Here is a 13,803-nt window from a genome sequence, read left to right as displayed (position 1 = left end):
GAGCCTGTGCAAGCAAATGCACAGGCTCTTTAAAATCCTTTAAACGTTTTGCGGTGATTCAAACGGTACAGGGCAAATAAGATGGACAGAAACAATAGGGGAGATGTAATGTAGATCGGCAGCATGTGCATCATGGCTAATAAATTTAAAAAGAAAAAGAAGACAATCAATACAATAGAAATAACTGTGTAAAGCATGACTTTCCTCCTCGTCCTTGTTCATTACAAGCATATGAACATATTCGGTAAGTTATGTTTTGTGACAAAAATATGAACATTAATCGTATGGCTTGTCAAGAGTCGACAACTTTTGATATGATAAGGATGTGAAATTGATCACAAACAAACATTACCCCTTTGTTTGACCGTGAAAAATTTCTCCCATCCCCTTTGTTGTCGTTAAGACATATGAAACCGCGCTTATCCCGGCGCGGTTTCTTTATAATTTTAAACAGAACTTACGTTCGTATTCAGGCCGAAAAAACAGCCCCAAGCTATAAACGCCTGCGGCTATTTTTCACATGAATGCAATTGATCGGAGCTTTCGGCAAGAGACTGCCAAAACATTCCGTGCTTTGCTTCGACCTTGGCAACCTTCTTGGCAAACGCCAGTTTTTTCATTTCTCTTTCAACCTCTTCAAGAGTTAAATCATATACAAGTGCAATTTCCTTCGAGGCCACAAAGCGAAAGTATTCAATAAAGCATTCGAGCGGCGGTGTTTCTGAAGGTTTTGGCTCGTCGCCCAGCATTTCGAATAAAATCTCTTCATACACCTCATATGAATAATTTCCAGGCACCTTAAGCCCTTCGTCATCATGCTGAGTATTAAAAAATGTAAGAGTCGGGTTTACGGTAACATCCATTTCAGCTGCAATCTTCATGTCGCATTGGAGCGCTTTAACCGCACTTTGAGAGTGAAGATCCTTTTTGAACTCCTCAAGATCAAGCTTTGTTTTCTCAGCGATCTTCAGCAGCGTTTTTTCCTCCGTAATATTTTGCTTTGCAACAAACAGGCTTTCCTGCATATTGCGGAGAAATTGTATTCCGGCTTTTCGTCCTTGAAGCTCTGCCGCTTTTAAAGCGAGAGCTGCAAGATACGGTGAAGAGAGCGGCTGTTCTTGTTCGAGCCACAAAGTCCCGTCACACGACATGCCGGAGCGGTTTGCGATTTTTTCCCAAGCCTCCGCCAGAAGATGCTTTTTTCGTTTTTGCTTGTTTAAAGATGTGATACTTGCGGCGGCAATAATCCGCAGGGTAAAAAAACGGCCGTAGCGGATTTTCAGCTTTTTTATGACAGGCTCTAAGGACCAGCATTCAGGACATAAAGGATCAACAAACATGTAAATTTCCAGCGGTTTTTTTGGGTGACCGTGGCAATGGGCGAAGTATTGGTCATGTTGATAGTTTGTCAAAATGATCGTTCCTCCGCTTCTGTCTGATTCACCATATGCCTTGCTGTCAATTCCAGCCGCCCGAACAGGAATTCACGAATGTCCCCTTCTAAACCGACATGGTCCATTGCGTCACTCATACAGCTGAGCCATGCATCCGCCCTCTCATGCGTGATGGCAAAAGGAAGATGACGTGCTCTGAGCATCGGATGGCCGTGTTCTTCAGTATAAAGAGGCGGTCCGCCTAAATACTGAGTCAGAAATTGCTTTTGTTTTCTGGCCGTTTCCGTCAAATCGCTCGGAAATATCGGCTTCAGCAAAGGATGAGACGCGACACGCTCATAAAAAGTATCAACAAGTTGCGATAGAAGTTCTTCTCCAATCGCTTCATAAGGTGCGTTAAACGATTGTCCCATGTTGACTACTCCTTTAAATATGGCTAATAGGAATCATAATTCCTATTGCGAAAGTACATGTAGTGTTTATTATTTTCATCTACCATTTATTTTAGCAACAAGGCCTAATTTCTACAAACAAACTGCCTTTTATGCGCTCAGGGTTTGCCTGATGTGCCGGAAAATCGCACAGTACCGCGCTTGTATTTCATATCATATCACATAAAATTCATGAATGTGTAAGATTTCACTCCGCAAAAAAACCAGAGGGCTCATAGCCGCTCTGGTTCAGGCGTAATAGTTTGCAGTGACTTTTTTTACGTAGTTTTGAGTTTCCTTAAAGGGAGGAATGCCGCCGTATTTATCTACATTTCCCGGTCCGGCGTTATAGGCTGCCAAAGCCATGGAAACATTTCCGTCATATTTGGACAGCATTTGCTTCAAATATTTTGTTCCGCCCTCTATATTTTGCGCAGGGTCAAGCGCGTTTGACACGCCGAGAGAGCTTGCGGTTGACGGCATCAGCTGCATGAGTCCCATGGCGCCTGAGCCGCTTACGGCTTTCGAGTTGAAGCCTGATTCCTGCTGTATCACCGCTCGAATCAGGTTTTCATCAACACCGTGTTTGTCCGCCGCTTTTTTAATGGCGCTGTCGATTGAAAAGTCGCCTTTTGTTGAGGAAATTGAGGCTGTATTTGCCGCTGAGCTGCTTACGGCTTCCGGTGCGCTTTCTTCTATATTCGGCGTGCTGCCTGATAAAGACCCCAGCCCGTTAGATGAAAGAACTGCCGGCGACAGCATATAAGAACTGTTTCCCTGTGTTCGCAGATTTGGTGCCAAGGACGCGGACTGCGGGCTTATGTTCTGTGTATACTGGCTGAGCAAAGAGCTGAAGTTTGAAAGCGTGCTGCCTGAGGCTTGAGTGCTCCCTGTATTTGTGCTGGCGATTGATTGTAATGCCTGAAGCTGAAGCAGAGCCGCCCAATTCGTTACGTTCACTTTGTCATTCCACCTTATAATGACTTTCGTTTTTGTTCATAAAAACGGAAGATTTTATTTTTTGTTTCACGCTGAGGAATGCTGAACTGCTGAAGAAGCTTTTCGAAAGCCAGTTTGCCTTCATCCCAGTCTGCTGCTTCGAATTCCAATTCAAAATCCTCTTTATTTAAATATCGGCTGTGGTCTAAAACTATTAAGCCATTTTCGGATTCTTTTTCTGCCCGATTTGTGGTAAGAGACCCAAAATAGCGGATCGCCCCGCAGTCAACCTCAAGCTGGACGAGCTGGTCCTGAACAGGGCCGGCCGGAACAATGAATTTCTCAAATTCCGGAACTTCTGTTAACGCTTGATGGGTTTCCAAAAGTCCGACGGCTGCCGGTTCTTTTAACGTCAGCACATACCGGCCGTTCTTTTTACGGATTCTCAGGGCTGCACCCTTATGTTTTAGCGCAAAGCTTTTTGTATCAAAATAGTGGTTCTCCTGTAAGACAAAATCCTCATTGTCTAGCTGGTAAGCTTGTGTCAATTTTTCAAACTCGTTTTTTGTGAGCAGATTTTTAAATTCAATTTCAATTTCTTGGGCCATACTTTTCTTCCTTTCCGCACTGTAAATCGTATTTTTACTATTATCTCTTTAGATGTTACGTTTATCAATATTGATCTTGATATGATAAAATAAATCTGTACTTTGTTGAAAAAAGGAGAGCATTATGCAAAAGAGAATTGAAATCATGAATGCAACATTAACGGATGATCAGCTTCGCTTTACATGTCAGGCAGAGGGAGACGAAGCGGAGCGCAAAGCGTCGGGTCAAATGCTTGTTGATTCTGACCACTTTGCTTTTGTATACATACTTGAATTGGCTGATTCATTTGAATATGTCATTATAAAGGAAAATGTCTGGCCGGAACTGAAACAGGCCCACAGTGACAGGAAACCGGTATTTTTTGAAGCGGGGAGTCAAATGATTGAGCTGTCAGGCCTGCATGAGGAACTTGAATACCTTTTAGAAAATATTAAAGATAATGCAAATTACGGTGAGGAAATGGAAGAAAAAGTGAGAAGTGTATTCCTCTAGAAAAAACTAGGGTCCGGAATTGGGGGATGTAAGATGGATGACAAACAATGGGAGCAGTTTTTAGTGCCGTACCGCCAGGCAGTAGAGGAATTGAAAGTGAAGCTGAAGGGAATCAGAACACTTTATGAATATGAGGATGACCATTCGCCGATCGAGTTTGTGACAGGCCGGGTGAAGCCGGTGGCAAGCATTCTGGAGAAAGCCAGACGGAAAAGCATCCCATTACATGAAATTGAGACTATGCAGGATATTGCGGGCCTTAGAATTATGTGCCAATTTGTGGATGATATTCAAATGGTGAAAGACATGCTGTTTGCAAGGAAAGATTTCACTGTCGTGGATAAGCGTGATTATATCGCAGAGCATAAAGAAAGCGGGTACCGCTCCTATCACCTTGTTGTTTTATACCCTTTGCAGACGCCCGCCGGTGAAAAACATGTTCTGGTTGAAATTCAGGTCCGGACGCTTGCGATGAACTTTTGGGCGACAATTGAGCATTCATTAAATTACAAATACAGCGGGAACATACCTGAAAAAGTAAAGTTGAGGCTTCAGCGGGCTTCCGAAGCGGCATCCCGGCTTGATGAAGAGATGTCTGAAATTAGAGGTGAGATTCAAGAAGCTCAAGCAGCCTTCTCAAGAAAGAAAAAAGGCAGTGAGCATCAATAGAAAAGGGGGAAGAAGACGTGAAATTTTCCGTATCGTCAAAAGGAGACAGCGTGTCTGACACGCTGAAAAGCAAAATACAGGCGTATTTATTGGATTTTGATATGGAATTGGATGAAGACGAGCCTGAAATCGTGATTTCTGTCGGCGGAGACGGAACACTGCTTTATGCCTTCCACAGATACAGCGAACGTTTGGACAAAACGGCTTTTGTCGGTGTCCATACCGGGCATCTTGGATTTTATGCGGATTGGGTTCCCCATGAGATTGAAAAGCTTGTTCTTGCGATAGCGAAAACACCTTATCATATTGTGGAATACCCGATACTCGAAGTAACTGTCAGATATCATGAGGGCGAGCGGGAAGAGAAGTATCTTGCGCTGAATGAATGCACCATTAAGAGTATTGAAGGCAGCCTTGTGGCTGACGTGGAAATAAAAGGGCAGCTGTTCGAAACCTTCCGGGGAGACGGCCTCTGCCTGTCAACGCCATCGGGAAGTACCGCTTATAATAAAGCGCTGGGCGGAGCGATCATCCATCCGTCTATCAGAGCCATCCAGCTTGCGGAGATGGCATCTATTAATAACCGTGTTTTCCGTACGGTAGGCTCGCCGCTCCTTCTTCCCGATCACCATACTTGTGTGATCAAACCGAGAAATGAAGTTGATTTTCAAGTCACCATCGACCATCTGACGCTCCTTCATAAGGATGTGAAATCCATCCAATGCCGAGTAGCTTCTGAAAAAGTAAGATTTGCAAGATTTCGTCCGTTTCCATTTTGGAAAAGGGTGCAGGATTCCTTTATCGGTAAAGGCGAGTAAAGCGAGGAAATATATTGAAGAATTTTTTTATTCGGAAAGAGATCAGTTCTGCTGATGAGGGCATGACGGTAAAAGAATACGCCGGAAAGATGGGGATTTCAAAACGCATGCTGACGGATATTAAATTCGGAGGCGGAGATATTCTCATTAACGGCGGGCACGTCACAGTAAAATATGTACTGAAGCTTGGAGACACACTGGAGTTCGAGTTTCCCGAGGAACAGGTGAGCGAGTCTCTTTTTCCAGAGCCGGTTCCGCTGCATGTGTTGTTTGAAGATGACCATGTGCTTGTGATCAACAAACAGCCGTATGTTTCATCTATACCTTCCAGAGAGCACCCTTCCGGAAGCATCGCAAACGGCATCCTCAGCCATTATAAGAAAAACGGCGTGCGTGCTACGGTTCATCTTGTCACTCGGCTTGACAGAGACACATCGGGTGTGATGCTGATTGCGAAGCATCGGTTTGCACATTCCATTTTGTCAACGGCGCAAAAAAACGGCCTGGTCAAAAGGCGATATCTCGCAGTTGTGCACGGCAGCATGGAGCAAGCGGAAGGTACGGTTGACGCGCCGATCGGCAGAAAGCCGGACAGCATTATAGAACGAATGGTCATACCCGGCGGACAGCGGGCTGTTACTCATTTTCAAGTCAATGAAAAGACAAACGGCTTAACATTGGTGACATTGCAGCTTGAAACGGGAAGAACCCATCAAATCCGTGTCCATATGAGCCATCTAGGCCACCCTTTATGCGGTGACACGCTGTATGGGGGAACAAGGCAGAAGATCAGCAGACAGGCCCTCCACAGTGAGAGGCTGTCCTTTATCCACCCGCTGACGGATGAAACGATGGTCTTTTATACCCCAGTTCCGCAAGATATGCAGCAATTAATAGAGGAGAGCCGTTAACAAACGCATCTCTCAATGTACAGCGCCATCCTTCAAGGACAAAGAAGCCAGAGCATTCTCAATGCTCTGGCTTCTCTTTTTTTTACTGTTCGCGAAAACGTGATTCATCATACGGCATTGAGCTTTGAACGGAGACAGTCTCATGTTCAGGAAAACGGAAAGCTGTCAGCTGATTTCCGAATACACAGCCAGTGTCAATATTAATAGTCCGATTGACGATTCTCGGTTTTTTTACCGGAGTATGGCCGTACACCACCCACGCTTTGCCATTATATGTTGCGGCCCAATCTCTTCTTACGGGTCTTCCGTCCGGCAGCGTTTCACCCGTTACATCTCCATACAGGACAAAACCCTTTACTTTTTTTGATTGTTTACCGATATCGTCAGCCTTTATGCCAGCATGGGCGACAACCAGATCTCCGTTATGTAAGATGTCGTAAAGCGGCGCCTTTTCATATAATCTGATAAATTGCTCCTTCACCGCTGTCCTGTCCTCATCGGAAAGCTGCTTGAGCTCGGCCTCGGTTGTTTCAAGTCCGTGCATGACTTTAACGGGATTTCCTTTTAAAAAACGGTATAGTTTATTGCAATGATTTCCCGGGACATAACGGACTGCGCCTTTCTCATACGCTCCTGCCACAAATCGAACAACCTCGATTGACTTTGGCCCTCTGTCTGTCAGATCCCCTGCGAATACGAGCATTCTTCCGTCAGAATGGACAGGCATCCCATTTTGGATGGTGTAGCCGAGTTTTTTGATCAATGCGATCATTTCATCATAACATCCATGAATATCACCGATTACATCGTAGGCCATTTTTTAGATCCTCCTCATGTTATTTTATTTATTATGAAGCAAATTCTCGTGACTCATCACACCGCTTTATGTGCAAATTATAGAAAGAAATTGTATTTGATAAAAGAAATAAGCCTTATCACTTTTTTTTCATGTCTGACCTTGTTAAAATCACGTTATGTTTTTTTAAAAAAGGTTCCGTTCGTGCTTGTGAAAACTCACTTTATCCTGGTTTTGAATGGTTTCTTAAAGGAGGTTTTTTATATATGGAGCATACATCTGTCGCTTCTTTAGTTGTTGTACTTGTAGTCGCATTTTTAACTCCGATTCTTTTGCATCGTTTTAAGCTCAGTATCCCCGTGGTAGTAGCTGAGATTATCATGGGGCTTATTATTGGAAAAAGCGGCTTTAATTTAGTAGTAGAGGGTGATACGTGGCTTGAGACGCTCTCTGTGCTCGGATTTATCTTTTTAATGTTTTTAAGCGGGCTGGAAATTGATTTTTCGACTTTTGAGAAAGGCAAGAAAAAACAATTTCTCCCGAACGGCAAGGAGGCGCCGAATACATTTAAAACGGCGTCTGTCATCTTTCTCGGCATCTTTGTTTTATCTTTGGCGCTATCCTACGCATTTGTGCTGGCCGGGTTTATTGATAACGCCTTTTTAATGACGCTGATCATATCAACCATTTCTTTAGGCGTTGTTGTGCCGACTTTAAAAGAAGAGCGGATAATGAATTCAAATATAGGGCAGATCATTTTGCTTGTGGCTGTCATTGCTGACTTGGTTACTATGATTCTTCTCGCTGTTTTTGCTTCCTTGTACGGGAACGATAATGGAAACATGTGGCTCTTAATGATTTTGTTTGCAGCCGGAGTTGTGCTTTATTTCTTCGGGCGGCTCTTTAAGCATCGTTCTTTCGTGGAGTCGATGTCAAAAGGAACAATCCAAATCGGCACACGTGCGATTTTCACGTTGATTATCGTCCTTGTCGCATTGTCTGAATCACTTGGAGCTGAAAATATTCTCGGCGCGTTTTTAGCCGGTGTGCTTGTTTCTCTGCTTTCGCCGAACAAAGAGCTGGTGCAGCAGCTGGATTCCTTCGGCTACGGCTTTTTGATTCCGATTTTCTTCGTGATGGTCGGTGTTAAATTAGACATTTGGTCGCTTTTTCAGGACCCGTTGATTTTAATCATGATTCCGCTTCTCTTAATCGCGCTGCTATTGAGTAAAATCCTTCCTGTCCTTTACTTGAAAAAATGGTATGACAACAGGACGGTATGGGCATCGGGCTTTTTATTGACGTCTACGCTTTCTCTTGTCATTGCGGCTGCGACGATTGGAGAACGCCTGCATATCATCAGCGCGAATATGTCAGGGGCGCTGACTTTGGTTGCTGTCATTGCAAGCATTATAACGCCCGTCGGCTTTAAGAAATTGTTTAAAAGAGAAGAGGAGCCGGAGGAGAAAAAGACCATTACGTTTATTGGCGCCAATCAGATGACGCTGCCGGTAACATTGGAATTACCTGAGGAAGAGTATAAAGTCAGGGTGGTCCACGTATATCAGGAAAATGCGGAAGAAAAGCTGTCAGACTCTGTTTTCAGCGTGGAAACCATTTCTGATTATGAGCGTCAAACCCTTGAGTCACAAGGGATATTTGAGACTGATGTCCTCGTGGTTGCGACAGGTAATGAAGATGTAAATGCTGATATTGCTCTTTACGCCAAAGAAAAAGGAACGGAACGGGTAATCGCAAGCGTCGGCTCAGTTGAACATGAAGCTAAATTAAAGGAGGAGGGCATCAATACTTTTTCCATTTTGCTTTCCACTAAGACACTGCTGCGTGCGCTTATCGAGGCTCCTGGTGTTATGAAGTTGCTCACAAACCAGGAATCTTCGCTGTACCAAATTAATATGGAAAACAGTAAATACGATGGTGTGATTTTGCGTGAATTCCCTTTAACGGGAGATGTCATTTTTGTCAGGATTTTCAGAGGGGTGGACAGCATTGTTCCCCATGGAGATACAAGGCTTCAATCAGGTGACCGTCTGATCGTGACCGGATCACGTAAATATGTGACGGAAATGAAAAGAACACTGGAAGGATAAACCTTGACCAAAAATGGATTCATGTTAATATAGAGGTGCAGTAAAAATTAAATTATAATTGTATGACCACTAGGGGTGCCCTTCAAAAGGGCTGAGATAAAAGTGAGACTTTTAGACCCTCATAACTTGAACAGGTTAAAACCTGCGTAGGGAAGTGGAGCGGTATTTGGGTTATTTTATCTATGCAAATTCCAAACCACTTTTCCTTCCGGGAAAGTGGTTTTTTTATTTTTCAGACTGGGGGAATGAAATGATGAAGTTTTCGCAAGAGTGTCGTCAGGCAGCAGCAGAATGGTGGGATGGAAGTTTTGTCCATCCGTTTGTGCAGGGAATTGGTGACGGGAGCCTCCCGATTGACCGGTTTAAATATTATGTTCTTCAAGACTCTTATTACTTAACGCATTTTGCAAAGATCCAGTCGTTCGGTGCTGCATATGCCAAGGATCTTTTTACGACGGGGCGAATGGCAAGCCACGCGCAAGGCACATATGAAGCGGAAATGGCGCTGCACCGAGAATTTACAGAGCTTTTGGAAATCAGTGAAAAAGAGCGTGAGGAGTTTAAGCCGTCTCCAACTGCGTATTCTTATACATCTCATATGTACCGTTCGGTGATGAGCGGGAACTTTGCGGAAATTTTGGCTTCTCTTTTGCCATGCTATTGGCTTTATTATGAAGTGGGCGAGAGGCTGCTTGAATGTGATCCGGGTCATCCGATTTATGAAAAATGGATAAATACTTATGGCGGTGACTGGTTTAAACAGCAGGTGGAGGAACAGATTAACAGATTAGATGAGTTAGCGGAAAGCAGCACGGAGGAAGTCCGCGCCAAAATGAAAGAGAATTTTGTCATTTCCAGTTATTACGAGTATCAATTTTGGGGAATGGCCTACCGAAAAGAAGGCTGGTCGAACAGCGCCGCAAAAGAGGTGGAGAAACTTGGAGCTGCACGCGATAACTGATAATTGCCAGCGTGTTGAACATCTCTCGTCTTCGATCATTGCCATTAAAGATGAGGTTGATTTCATTCATATCAGAGAACGGTCAAAATCGGCCGATGATATCCTGAAGCTGCTTGAGCTTATTTATCAAGGCGGTGTTGAGAAGCAAAAACTGATTGTGAATGACCGGGTGGATATTGCGCTTTTTGCCAATATTCATCGTGTTCAGCTGCCGGGCCATAGTTTTTCGGCAAAAAGGGTGAGAGCGAGGTTTCCCCACCTTCATATCGGACGGTCTGTTCATTCGCTAGAAGAAGCCGTTCAAGCAGAACGTGAAGATGCGGATTACGTGCTTTTCGGGCATGTGTTTGAAACGGAATGCAAACAAGGTTTAGAAGGCAGGGGTGTACAGCTCTTGACAGAAATAAAACAAACGCTTGCGATACCGGTGATTGCATTAGGAGGTATAACGCCCTCCAGGATACCCGAAGTGAGACAAGCCGATCCTGCTGGGGTTGCCGTCATGTCCGGAATATTTTCAGCGCCGGATCCTTTGGAAGCCTCCAGAAGTTACTCCCGCAAGCTAAAGGAGAACAAGTATGAAAAGGCACTATGATACAGTCATCATCGGCGGCGGGATCATTGGTTCAGCCATCGCTTATCATTTGTCAAAAGAAAAGCAAAAAACGGCTTTGTTTGAGAGCGGAACAATCGGCGGAAAAACAACGAGCGCTGCTGCGGGAATGCTTGGGGCTCACGCCGAGTGTGAGGAGCGGGATGCGTTTTTTGATTTTGCCATGTACAGCCAGCGTTTATATCAGGCGCTTGGAGCCGAGCTGAACGAACGGTCAGGCATTGATATCAGACGGCACAACGGCGGTATGTATAAGCTGGCGTTTTCAGAAGAAGACGTCGCTCGTTTACGGCAGATGGATGATTTAGACTCCGTCAGCTGGCATACAAAAGATGAAGTGCTGGAGAATGAGCCGTATACGTCAAAAGAAATTGCCGGAGCCAGTCTAATTAAAGCTGATGTCCATGTTGAGCCTTTTTACGTATGCAAGGCTTACGCCAAAGCGGCAAAGCTTTCAGGCGCTGAGTTGTATGAACACACATCGGTTACGGAAATAAAGCGGGACGGAGATGCCGTCTGCATCACAACGACGGCCGGTGAAGTCTATGCGGATCATGTTGTCGTGGCGAGCGGGGTATGGAGCGGGCAGTTTTTTAAGCAGCTCGGTCTGAACCAAGCGTTTTTCCCTGTTAAGGGAGAGTGCCTTTCTGTCTGGAATGACGACTTTCCGCTTACGAAAACACTTTATCATGACCATTGCTATATCGTTCCGAGAAAAAGCGGCAGATTGGTTGTCGGGGCGACAATGAAACCGGGGGATTGGAGTGATAAGCCGGAACTTGGCGGACTTGAATCCGTTATGCGGAAAGCAAAAACAATGCTGCCGGCCATCCAATATATGAAGGTAGACCGATTTTGGGCTGGGCTGCGGCCGGGAACTGGAGACGGAAAACCTTATATCGGCAGGCACCCGGAGGATAGCAGGATTCTATTTGCCGCAGGCCACTTCAGAAACGGAATTTTGCTGGCTCCGGCTACTGGTGAAGTAATTTGCGATTTAGTCATGGACAGAGAGGTCAATCAAAAATGGATAGACGCGTTTAGAATTGATCGCAAGGAGGCGGTTCAGGCATGATGCTTCAGCTGAATGGAAAACAAGTGGAATGGGACAAGGACACCGGCACTATCCAAGATTTACTCGCGTCCTACCAGCTTGAAAATAAAATTGTCATTGTGGAGAGAAATAAAGAAATCATTGATAAAGAGAACTATCGGCATATTAATCTTTGTGATCGGGATGTTATAGAAATTGTCCATTTTGTAGGAGGCGGATGAGAAATGCTAACAATTGGCGGAAAGCAATTTTCTTCAAGATTACTATTGGGAACAGGGAAATATCCAACATTTGAAATCCAAAAGGAAGCGGTACACGTTTCTGAATCTGATATTTTAACTTTTGCTGTCAGGAGAATGAATATTTTTGAAGCGTCCCAGCCGAATTTTCTGGAACAGCTTGATTTATCCAAATATACACTGCTTCCAAACACAGCGGGCGCAAGTACCGCGGAAGAAGCGGTCAGAATCGCCAGACTTGCGAAAGCATCAGGTCTTTGTGACATGATTAAAGTGGAAGTAATCGGGTGCAGCCGTTCCTTGCTTCCGGATCCGGTAGAGACATTAAAAGCGTCTGAACAGCTTCTGGAAGAGGGATTCATCGTTCTGCCTTATACGTCTGATGATGTCGTCTTGGCCAGAAAGCTTGAAGAGCTTGGCGTTCACGCAATTATGCCGGGTGCTTCGCCGATAGGGTCAGGCCAGGGAATCGTTAATCCTTTGAATCTGTCATTTATCATTGAACAGGCTAAGGTGCCGGTTATTGTTGATGCGGGAATCGGCTCTCCTAAAGATGCTGCGCATGCTATGGAATTGGGGGCGGACGGTGTTTTGTTAAATACCGCTGTATCCGGGGCAAATGATCCCGTTAAGATGGCGCGCGCCATGAAGCTCGCAGTGGAAGCGGGCCGTCTTTCCTTTGAAGCGGGCCGAATTCCGGTGAAACATTACGGAACGGCGAGCAGCCCGGGAGAAGGTCTTCCTGTATGACGGGCAGGTACTCCAGACAGGAGCTGTTCGCTCCGATCGGCCGCTCAGGCCAAGAAAAGCTGAGGGAAGCGCGCGCGGTGGTTATCGGCGGCGGCGCGCTTGGCACAGCCAGTGCTGAAATGCTTGTCAGGGCGGGATTCGGGTCTGTGACGATCGCTGACAGAGATTATGTGGAATGGAGCAATTTACAGCGCCAGCAGCTATATACAGAGGACGATGTGAAAAAGGAAATGCCGAAAGCCGCTGCTGCTGAAAAGCGGCTTCGTTCCATTAATAGCGACGTACATGTCAAAGGGATTGTCATGGATGTCAATGCTGAAAATGTTTCTGAGCTGATCGAAGGAGCGTCCGTGATTGTGGATGCCGCCGACAATTTTGAAACCCGCTTGATCGTTAATGATGCCGCTGTGAAAATGGGGATTCCTTTTCTTTACGGCGCATGCGTCGGCAGCTACGGACTAACCTTTACTGTTTTGCCTGGTGTTACGCCTTGTCTTCATTGTTTGCTCGACAAACTTCCTTTAGGAGGATTAACGTGTGATACAGCCGGCATCATCAGTCCCGCCGTCCTGCAGGTCGCTGTCTATCAGGTGACAGACGCGCTTAAGCTTTTGTCGGGTGAACGGCCTGAACCGGTGCTTCGGTCTTTTGATTTGTGGAAGAATGAGCGGTCTGAGATAAACGCAGCAAGTCTCGTTAATGCTTCCTGCCCGAGTTGCGGCACAAAAGATTTTCCGTTTTTATCCTATGAAAATCAAACAAAAGCGGCTGTGTTGTGCGGCAGGGACACCGTGCAAATCAGGTCAGGACTTGCCAAACAGCCTGATCTTGAATCGCTTGCTGTGCAGCTGAGACAAGCAGGGCTTGAAGTGACGGCGAACCCATATTTAATTTCATGCCGCTCACATGACATGAAGATGGTGTTGTTTCAGGACGGAAGAGCGTTTATACACGGGACAAATGATATTACCAAAGCTAAATCCCTTTATCATAAGTGGATCGGGTAATGTGAAAGG

The 13,803-nt window shown here is 45.3% G+C and carries 17 protein-coding genes and 1 riboswitch; of the genes, 11 read left to right on the top strand and 6 right to left on the bottom strand.

Annotation, left to right across the window (positions count from 1 at the left end; genetic code table 11):
* Window positions 1–29: 29 nt before the first annotated feature.
* The 5 genes from GXP75_RS03780 to GXP75_RS03760 all read right to left on the bottom strand — a co-directional run bounded on the left by GXP75_RS03780 (window position 30) and on the right by GXP75_RS03760 (window position 3,372).
* Window positions 30–197 carry a hypothetical protein gene (locus GXP75_RS03780; protein WP_003327573.1) on the bottom strand — a complete coding sequence of 56 codons (168 nt, stop codon included), beginning with the start codon at window positions 195–197 and terminating at the stop codon, window positions 30–32.
* A gap of 312 nt (window positions 198–509) precedes the next feature.
* Entirely contained in the window at window positions 510–1,412 is a 903-nt protein-coding gene (gene spxH / locus GXP75_RS03775) for a protease adaptor protein SpxH (protein ID WP_242556163.1), read from the bottom strand.
* Window positions 1,409–1,807 carry a globin domain-containing protein gene (locus GXP75_RS03770; protein ID WP_061571231.1) on the bottom strand — a complete coding sequence of 133 codons (399 nt, stop codon included), beginning with the start codon at window positions 1,805–1,807 and terminating at the stop codon, window positions 1,409–1,411. The genes spxH and GXP75_RS03770 overlap by 4 nt, the downstream gene beginning before the upstream one ends.
* 267 nt (window positions 1,808–2,074) lie before the next feature.
* Entirely contained in the window at window positions 2,075–2,785 is a 711-nt protein-coding gene (locus GXP75_RS03765; protein ID WP_313897113.1) for a lytic transglycosylase domain-containing protein, read from the bottom strand.
* 14 nt (window positions 2,786–2,799) lie between these two features.
* Complete coding sequence (locus GXP75_RS03760; RefSeq protein WP_242556162.1) at window positions 2,800–3,372, bottom strand: CYTH domain-containing protein; 573 nt, start codon at window positions 3,370–3,372, stop codon at window positions 2,800–2,802.
* Between the two features lie 124 nt (window positions 3,373–3,496).
* On the opposite strand from GXP75_RS03760, the gene GXP75_RS03755 reads away from it, so the two are divergent.
* From GXP75_RS03755 to GXP75_RS03740, 4 genes are read left to right on the top strand one after another with little or no spacing between them, the layout of a single operon-like run.
* The gene (locus tag GXP75_RS03755) at window positions 3,497–3,865 is read left to right on the top strand and encodes a UPF0738 family protein (protein WP_106045261.1); all 369 of its coding nucleotides are present in this window, start codon (window positions 3,497–3,499) and stop codon (window positions 3,863–3,865) included.
* A gap of 33 nt (window positions 3,866–3,898) precedes the next feature.
* On the top strand, window positions 3,899–4,534 hold the full coding sequence (gene yjbM / locus GXP75_RS03750; protein WP_010788250.1) for a GTP diphosphokinase: 636 nt from the start codon (window positions 3,899–3,901) through the stop codon (window positions 4,532–4,534).
* A gap of 17 nt (window positions 4,535–4,551) precedes the next feature.
* The gene (locus GXP75_RS03745; protein WP_010788251.1) at window positions 4,552–5,352 is read left to right on the top strand and encodes an NAD kinase; all 801 of its coding nucleotides are present in this window, start codon (window positions 4,552–4,554) and stop codon (window positions 5,350–5,352) included.
* A gap of 14 nt (window positions 5,353–5,366) precedes the next feature.
* Window positions 5,367–6,263 (top strand): RluA family pseudouridine synthase, encoded by an 897-nt coding sequence (locus GXP75_RS03740; RefSeq protein ID WP_242556161.1) that lies wholly within the window; start codon window positions 5,367–5,369, stop codon window positions 6,261–6,263.
* 82 nt (window positions 6,264–6,345) lie between these two features.
* Here the strand turns inward: GXP75_RS03740 and prpE are convergent, their stop codons facing one another.
* Complete coding sequence (gene prpE, locus GXP75_RS03735; RefSeq protein WP_242556160.1) at window positions 6,346–7,080, bottom strand: bis(5'-nucleosyl)-tetraphosphatase PrpE; 735 nt, start codon at window positions 7,078–7,080, stop codon at window positions 6,346–6,348.
* A 245-nt stretch (window positions 7,081–7,325) separates the two neighbouring features.
* Between prpE and GXP75_RS03730 the strand changes: the two genes are divergently transcribed.
* The 7 genes from GXP75_RS03730 to thiF all read left to right on the top strand — a co-directional run bounded on the left by GXP75_RS03730 (window position 7,326) and on the right by thiF (window position 13,794).
* Entirely contained in the window at window positions 7,326–9,170 is a 1,845-nt protein-coding gene (locus tag GXP75_RS03730) for a monovalent cation:proton antiporter family protein (protein WP_242556159.1), read from the top strand.
* A gap of 61 nt (window positions 9,171–9,231) precedes the next feature.
* Window positions 9,232–9,340: riboswitch (TPP riboswitch) on the top strand.
* Window positions 9,341–9,423: 83 nt separating this feature from the next.
* Complete coding sequence (tenA, locus tag GXP75_RS03725) at window positions 9,424–10,131, top strand: thiaminase II (protein WP_214917929.1); 708 nt, start codon at window positions 9,424–9,426, stop codon at window positions 10,129–10,131.
* Window positions 10,109–10,726 (top strand): thiazole tautomerase TenI, encoded by a 618-nt coding sequence (gene tenI, locus GXP75_RS03720; RefSeq protein ID WP_214917927.1) that lies wholly within the window; start codon window positions 10,109–10,111, stop codon window positions 10,724–10,726. The genes tenA and tenI overlap by 23 nt, the downstream gene beginning before the upstream one ends.
* Window positions 10,710–11,819 carry a glycine oxidase ThiO gene (gene thiO, locus GXP75_RS03715; protein ID WP_242556158.1) on the top strand — a complete coding sequence of 370 codons (1,110 nt, stop codon included), beginning with the start codon at window positions 10,710–10,712 and terminating at the stop codon, window positions 11,817–11,819. The genes tenI and thiO overlap by 17 nt, the downstream gene beginning before the upstream one ends.
* Window positions 11,819–12,019, top strand: coding sequence for a sulfur carrier protein ThiS (gene thiS, locus GXP75_RS03710; protein WP_088118460.1), 201 nt, complete (start codon window positions 11,819–11,821; stop codon window positions 12,017–12,019). Before thiO ends, thiS begins: the two co-directional genes overlap by 1 nt.
* 3 nt (window positions 12,020–12,022) lie before the next feature.
* A complete protein-coding gene (gene thiG / locus GXP75_RS03705; RefSeq protein ID WP_214917923.1) occupies window positions 12,023–12,787 on the top strand; it encodes a thiazole synthase in 765 nt (254 codons plus the stop codon).
* Window positions 12,784–13,794, top strand: coding sequence for a thiazole biosynthesis adenylyltransferase ThiF (gene thiF / locus GXP75_RS03700; protein ID WP_242556157.1), 1,011 nt, complete (start codon window positions 12,784–12,786; stop codon window positions 13,792–13,794). The genes thiG and thiF overlap by 4 nt, the downstream gene beginning before the upstream one ends.
* Window positions 13,795–13,803: the final 9 nt, after the last annotated feature.

The sequence above is a fragment of the Bacillus sp. HU-1818 genome (assembly GCF_022695965.1).
Classification (GTDB): Bacteria; Bacillota; Bacilli; order Bacillales; family Bacillaceae; genus Bacillus; species Bacillus atrophaeus.
This window is presented reverse-complemented; position numbering and strand designations above follow the sequence as displayed.

Coding starts and splice junctions, on each gene's coding strand:
- thiF (WP_242556157.1), top strand. CDS start 12,784: ATGACGGGCAGGTACTCCAGACAGGAGCTGTTCGCTCCGATCGGCCGC.
- thiO (WP_242556158.1), top strand. CDS start 10,710: ATGAAAAGGCACTATGATACAGTCATCATCGGCGGCGGGATCATTGGT.
- tenA (WP_214917929.1), top strand. CDS start 9,424: ATGAAGTTTTCGCAAGAGTGTCGTCAGGCAGCAGCAGAATGGTGGGAT.
- thiG (WP_214917923.1), top strand. CDS start 12,023: ATGCTAACAATTGGCGGAAAGCAATTTTCTTCAAGATTACTATTGGGA.
- yjbM (WP_010788250.1), top strand. CDS start 3,899: ATGGATGACAAACAATGGGAGCAGTTTTTAGTGCCGTACCGCCAGGCA.
- GXP75_RS03755 (WP_106045261.1), top strand. CDS start 3,497: ATGCAAAAGAGAATTGAAATCATGAATGCAACATTAACGGATGATCAG.
- GXP75_RS03780 (WP_003327573.1), bottom strand. CDS start 197: ATGCTTTACACAGTTATTTCTATTGTATTGATTGTCTTCTTTTTCTTT.
- prpE (WP_242556160.1), bottom strand. CDS start 7,080: ATGGCCTACGATGTAATCGGTGATATTCATGGATGTTATGATGAAATG.
- GXP75_RS03730 (WP_242556159.1), top strand. CDS start 7,326: ATGGAGCATACATCTGTCGCTTCTTTAGTTGTTGTACTTGTAGTCGCA.
- GXP75_RS03760 (WP_242556162.1), bottom strand. CDS start 3,372: ATGGCCCAAGAAATTGAAATTGAATTTAAAAATCTGCTCACAAAAAAC.
- GXP75_RS03770 (WP_061571231.1), bottom strand. CDS start 1,807: ATGGGACAATCGTTTAACGCACCTTATGAAGCGATTGGAGAAGAACTT.
- thiS (WP_088118460.1), top strand. CDS start 11,819: ATGCTTCAGCTGAATGGAAAACAAGTGGAATGGGACAAGGACACCGGC.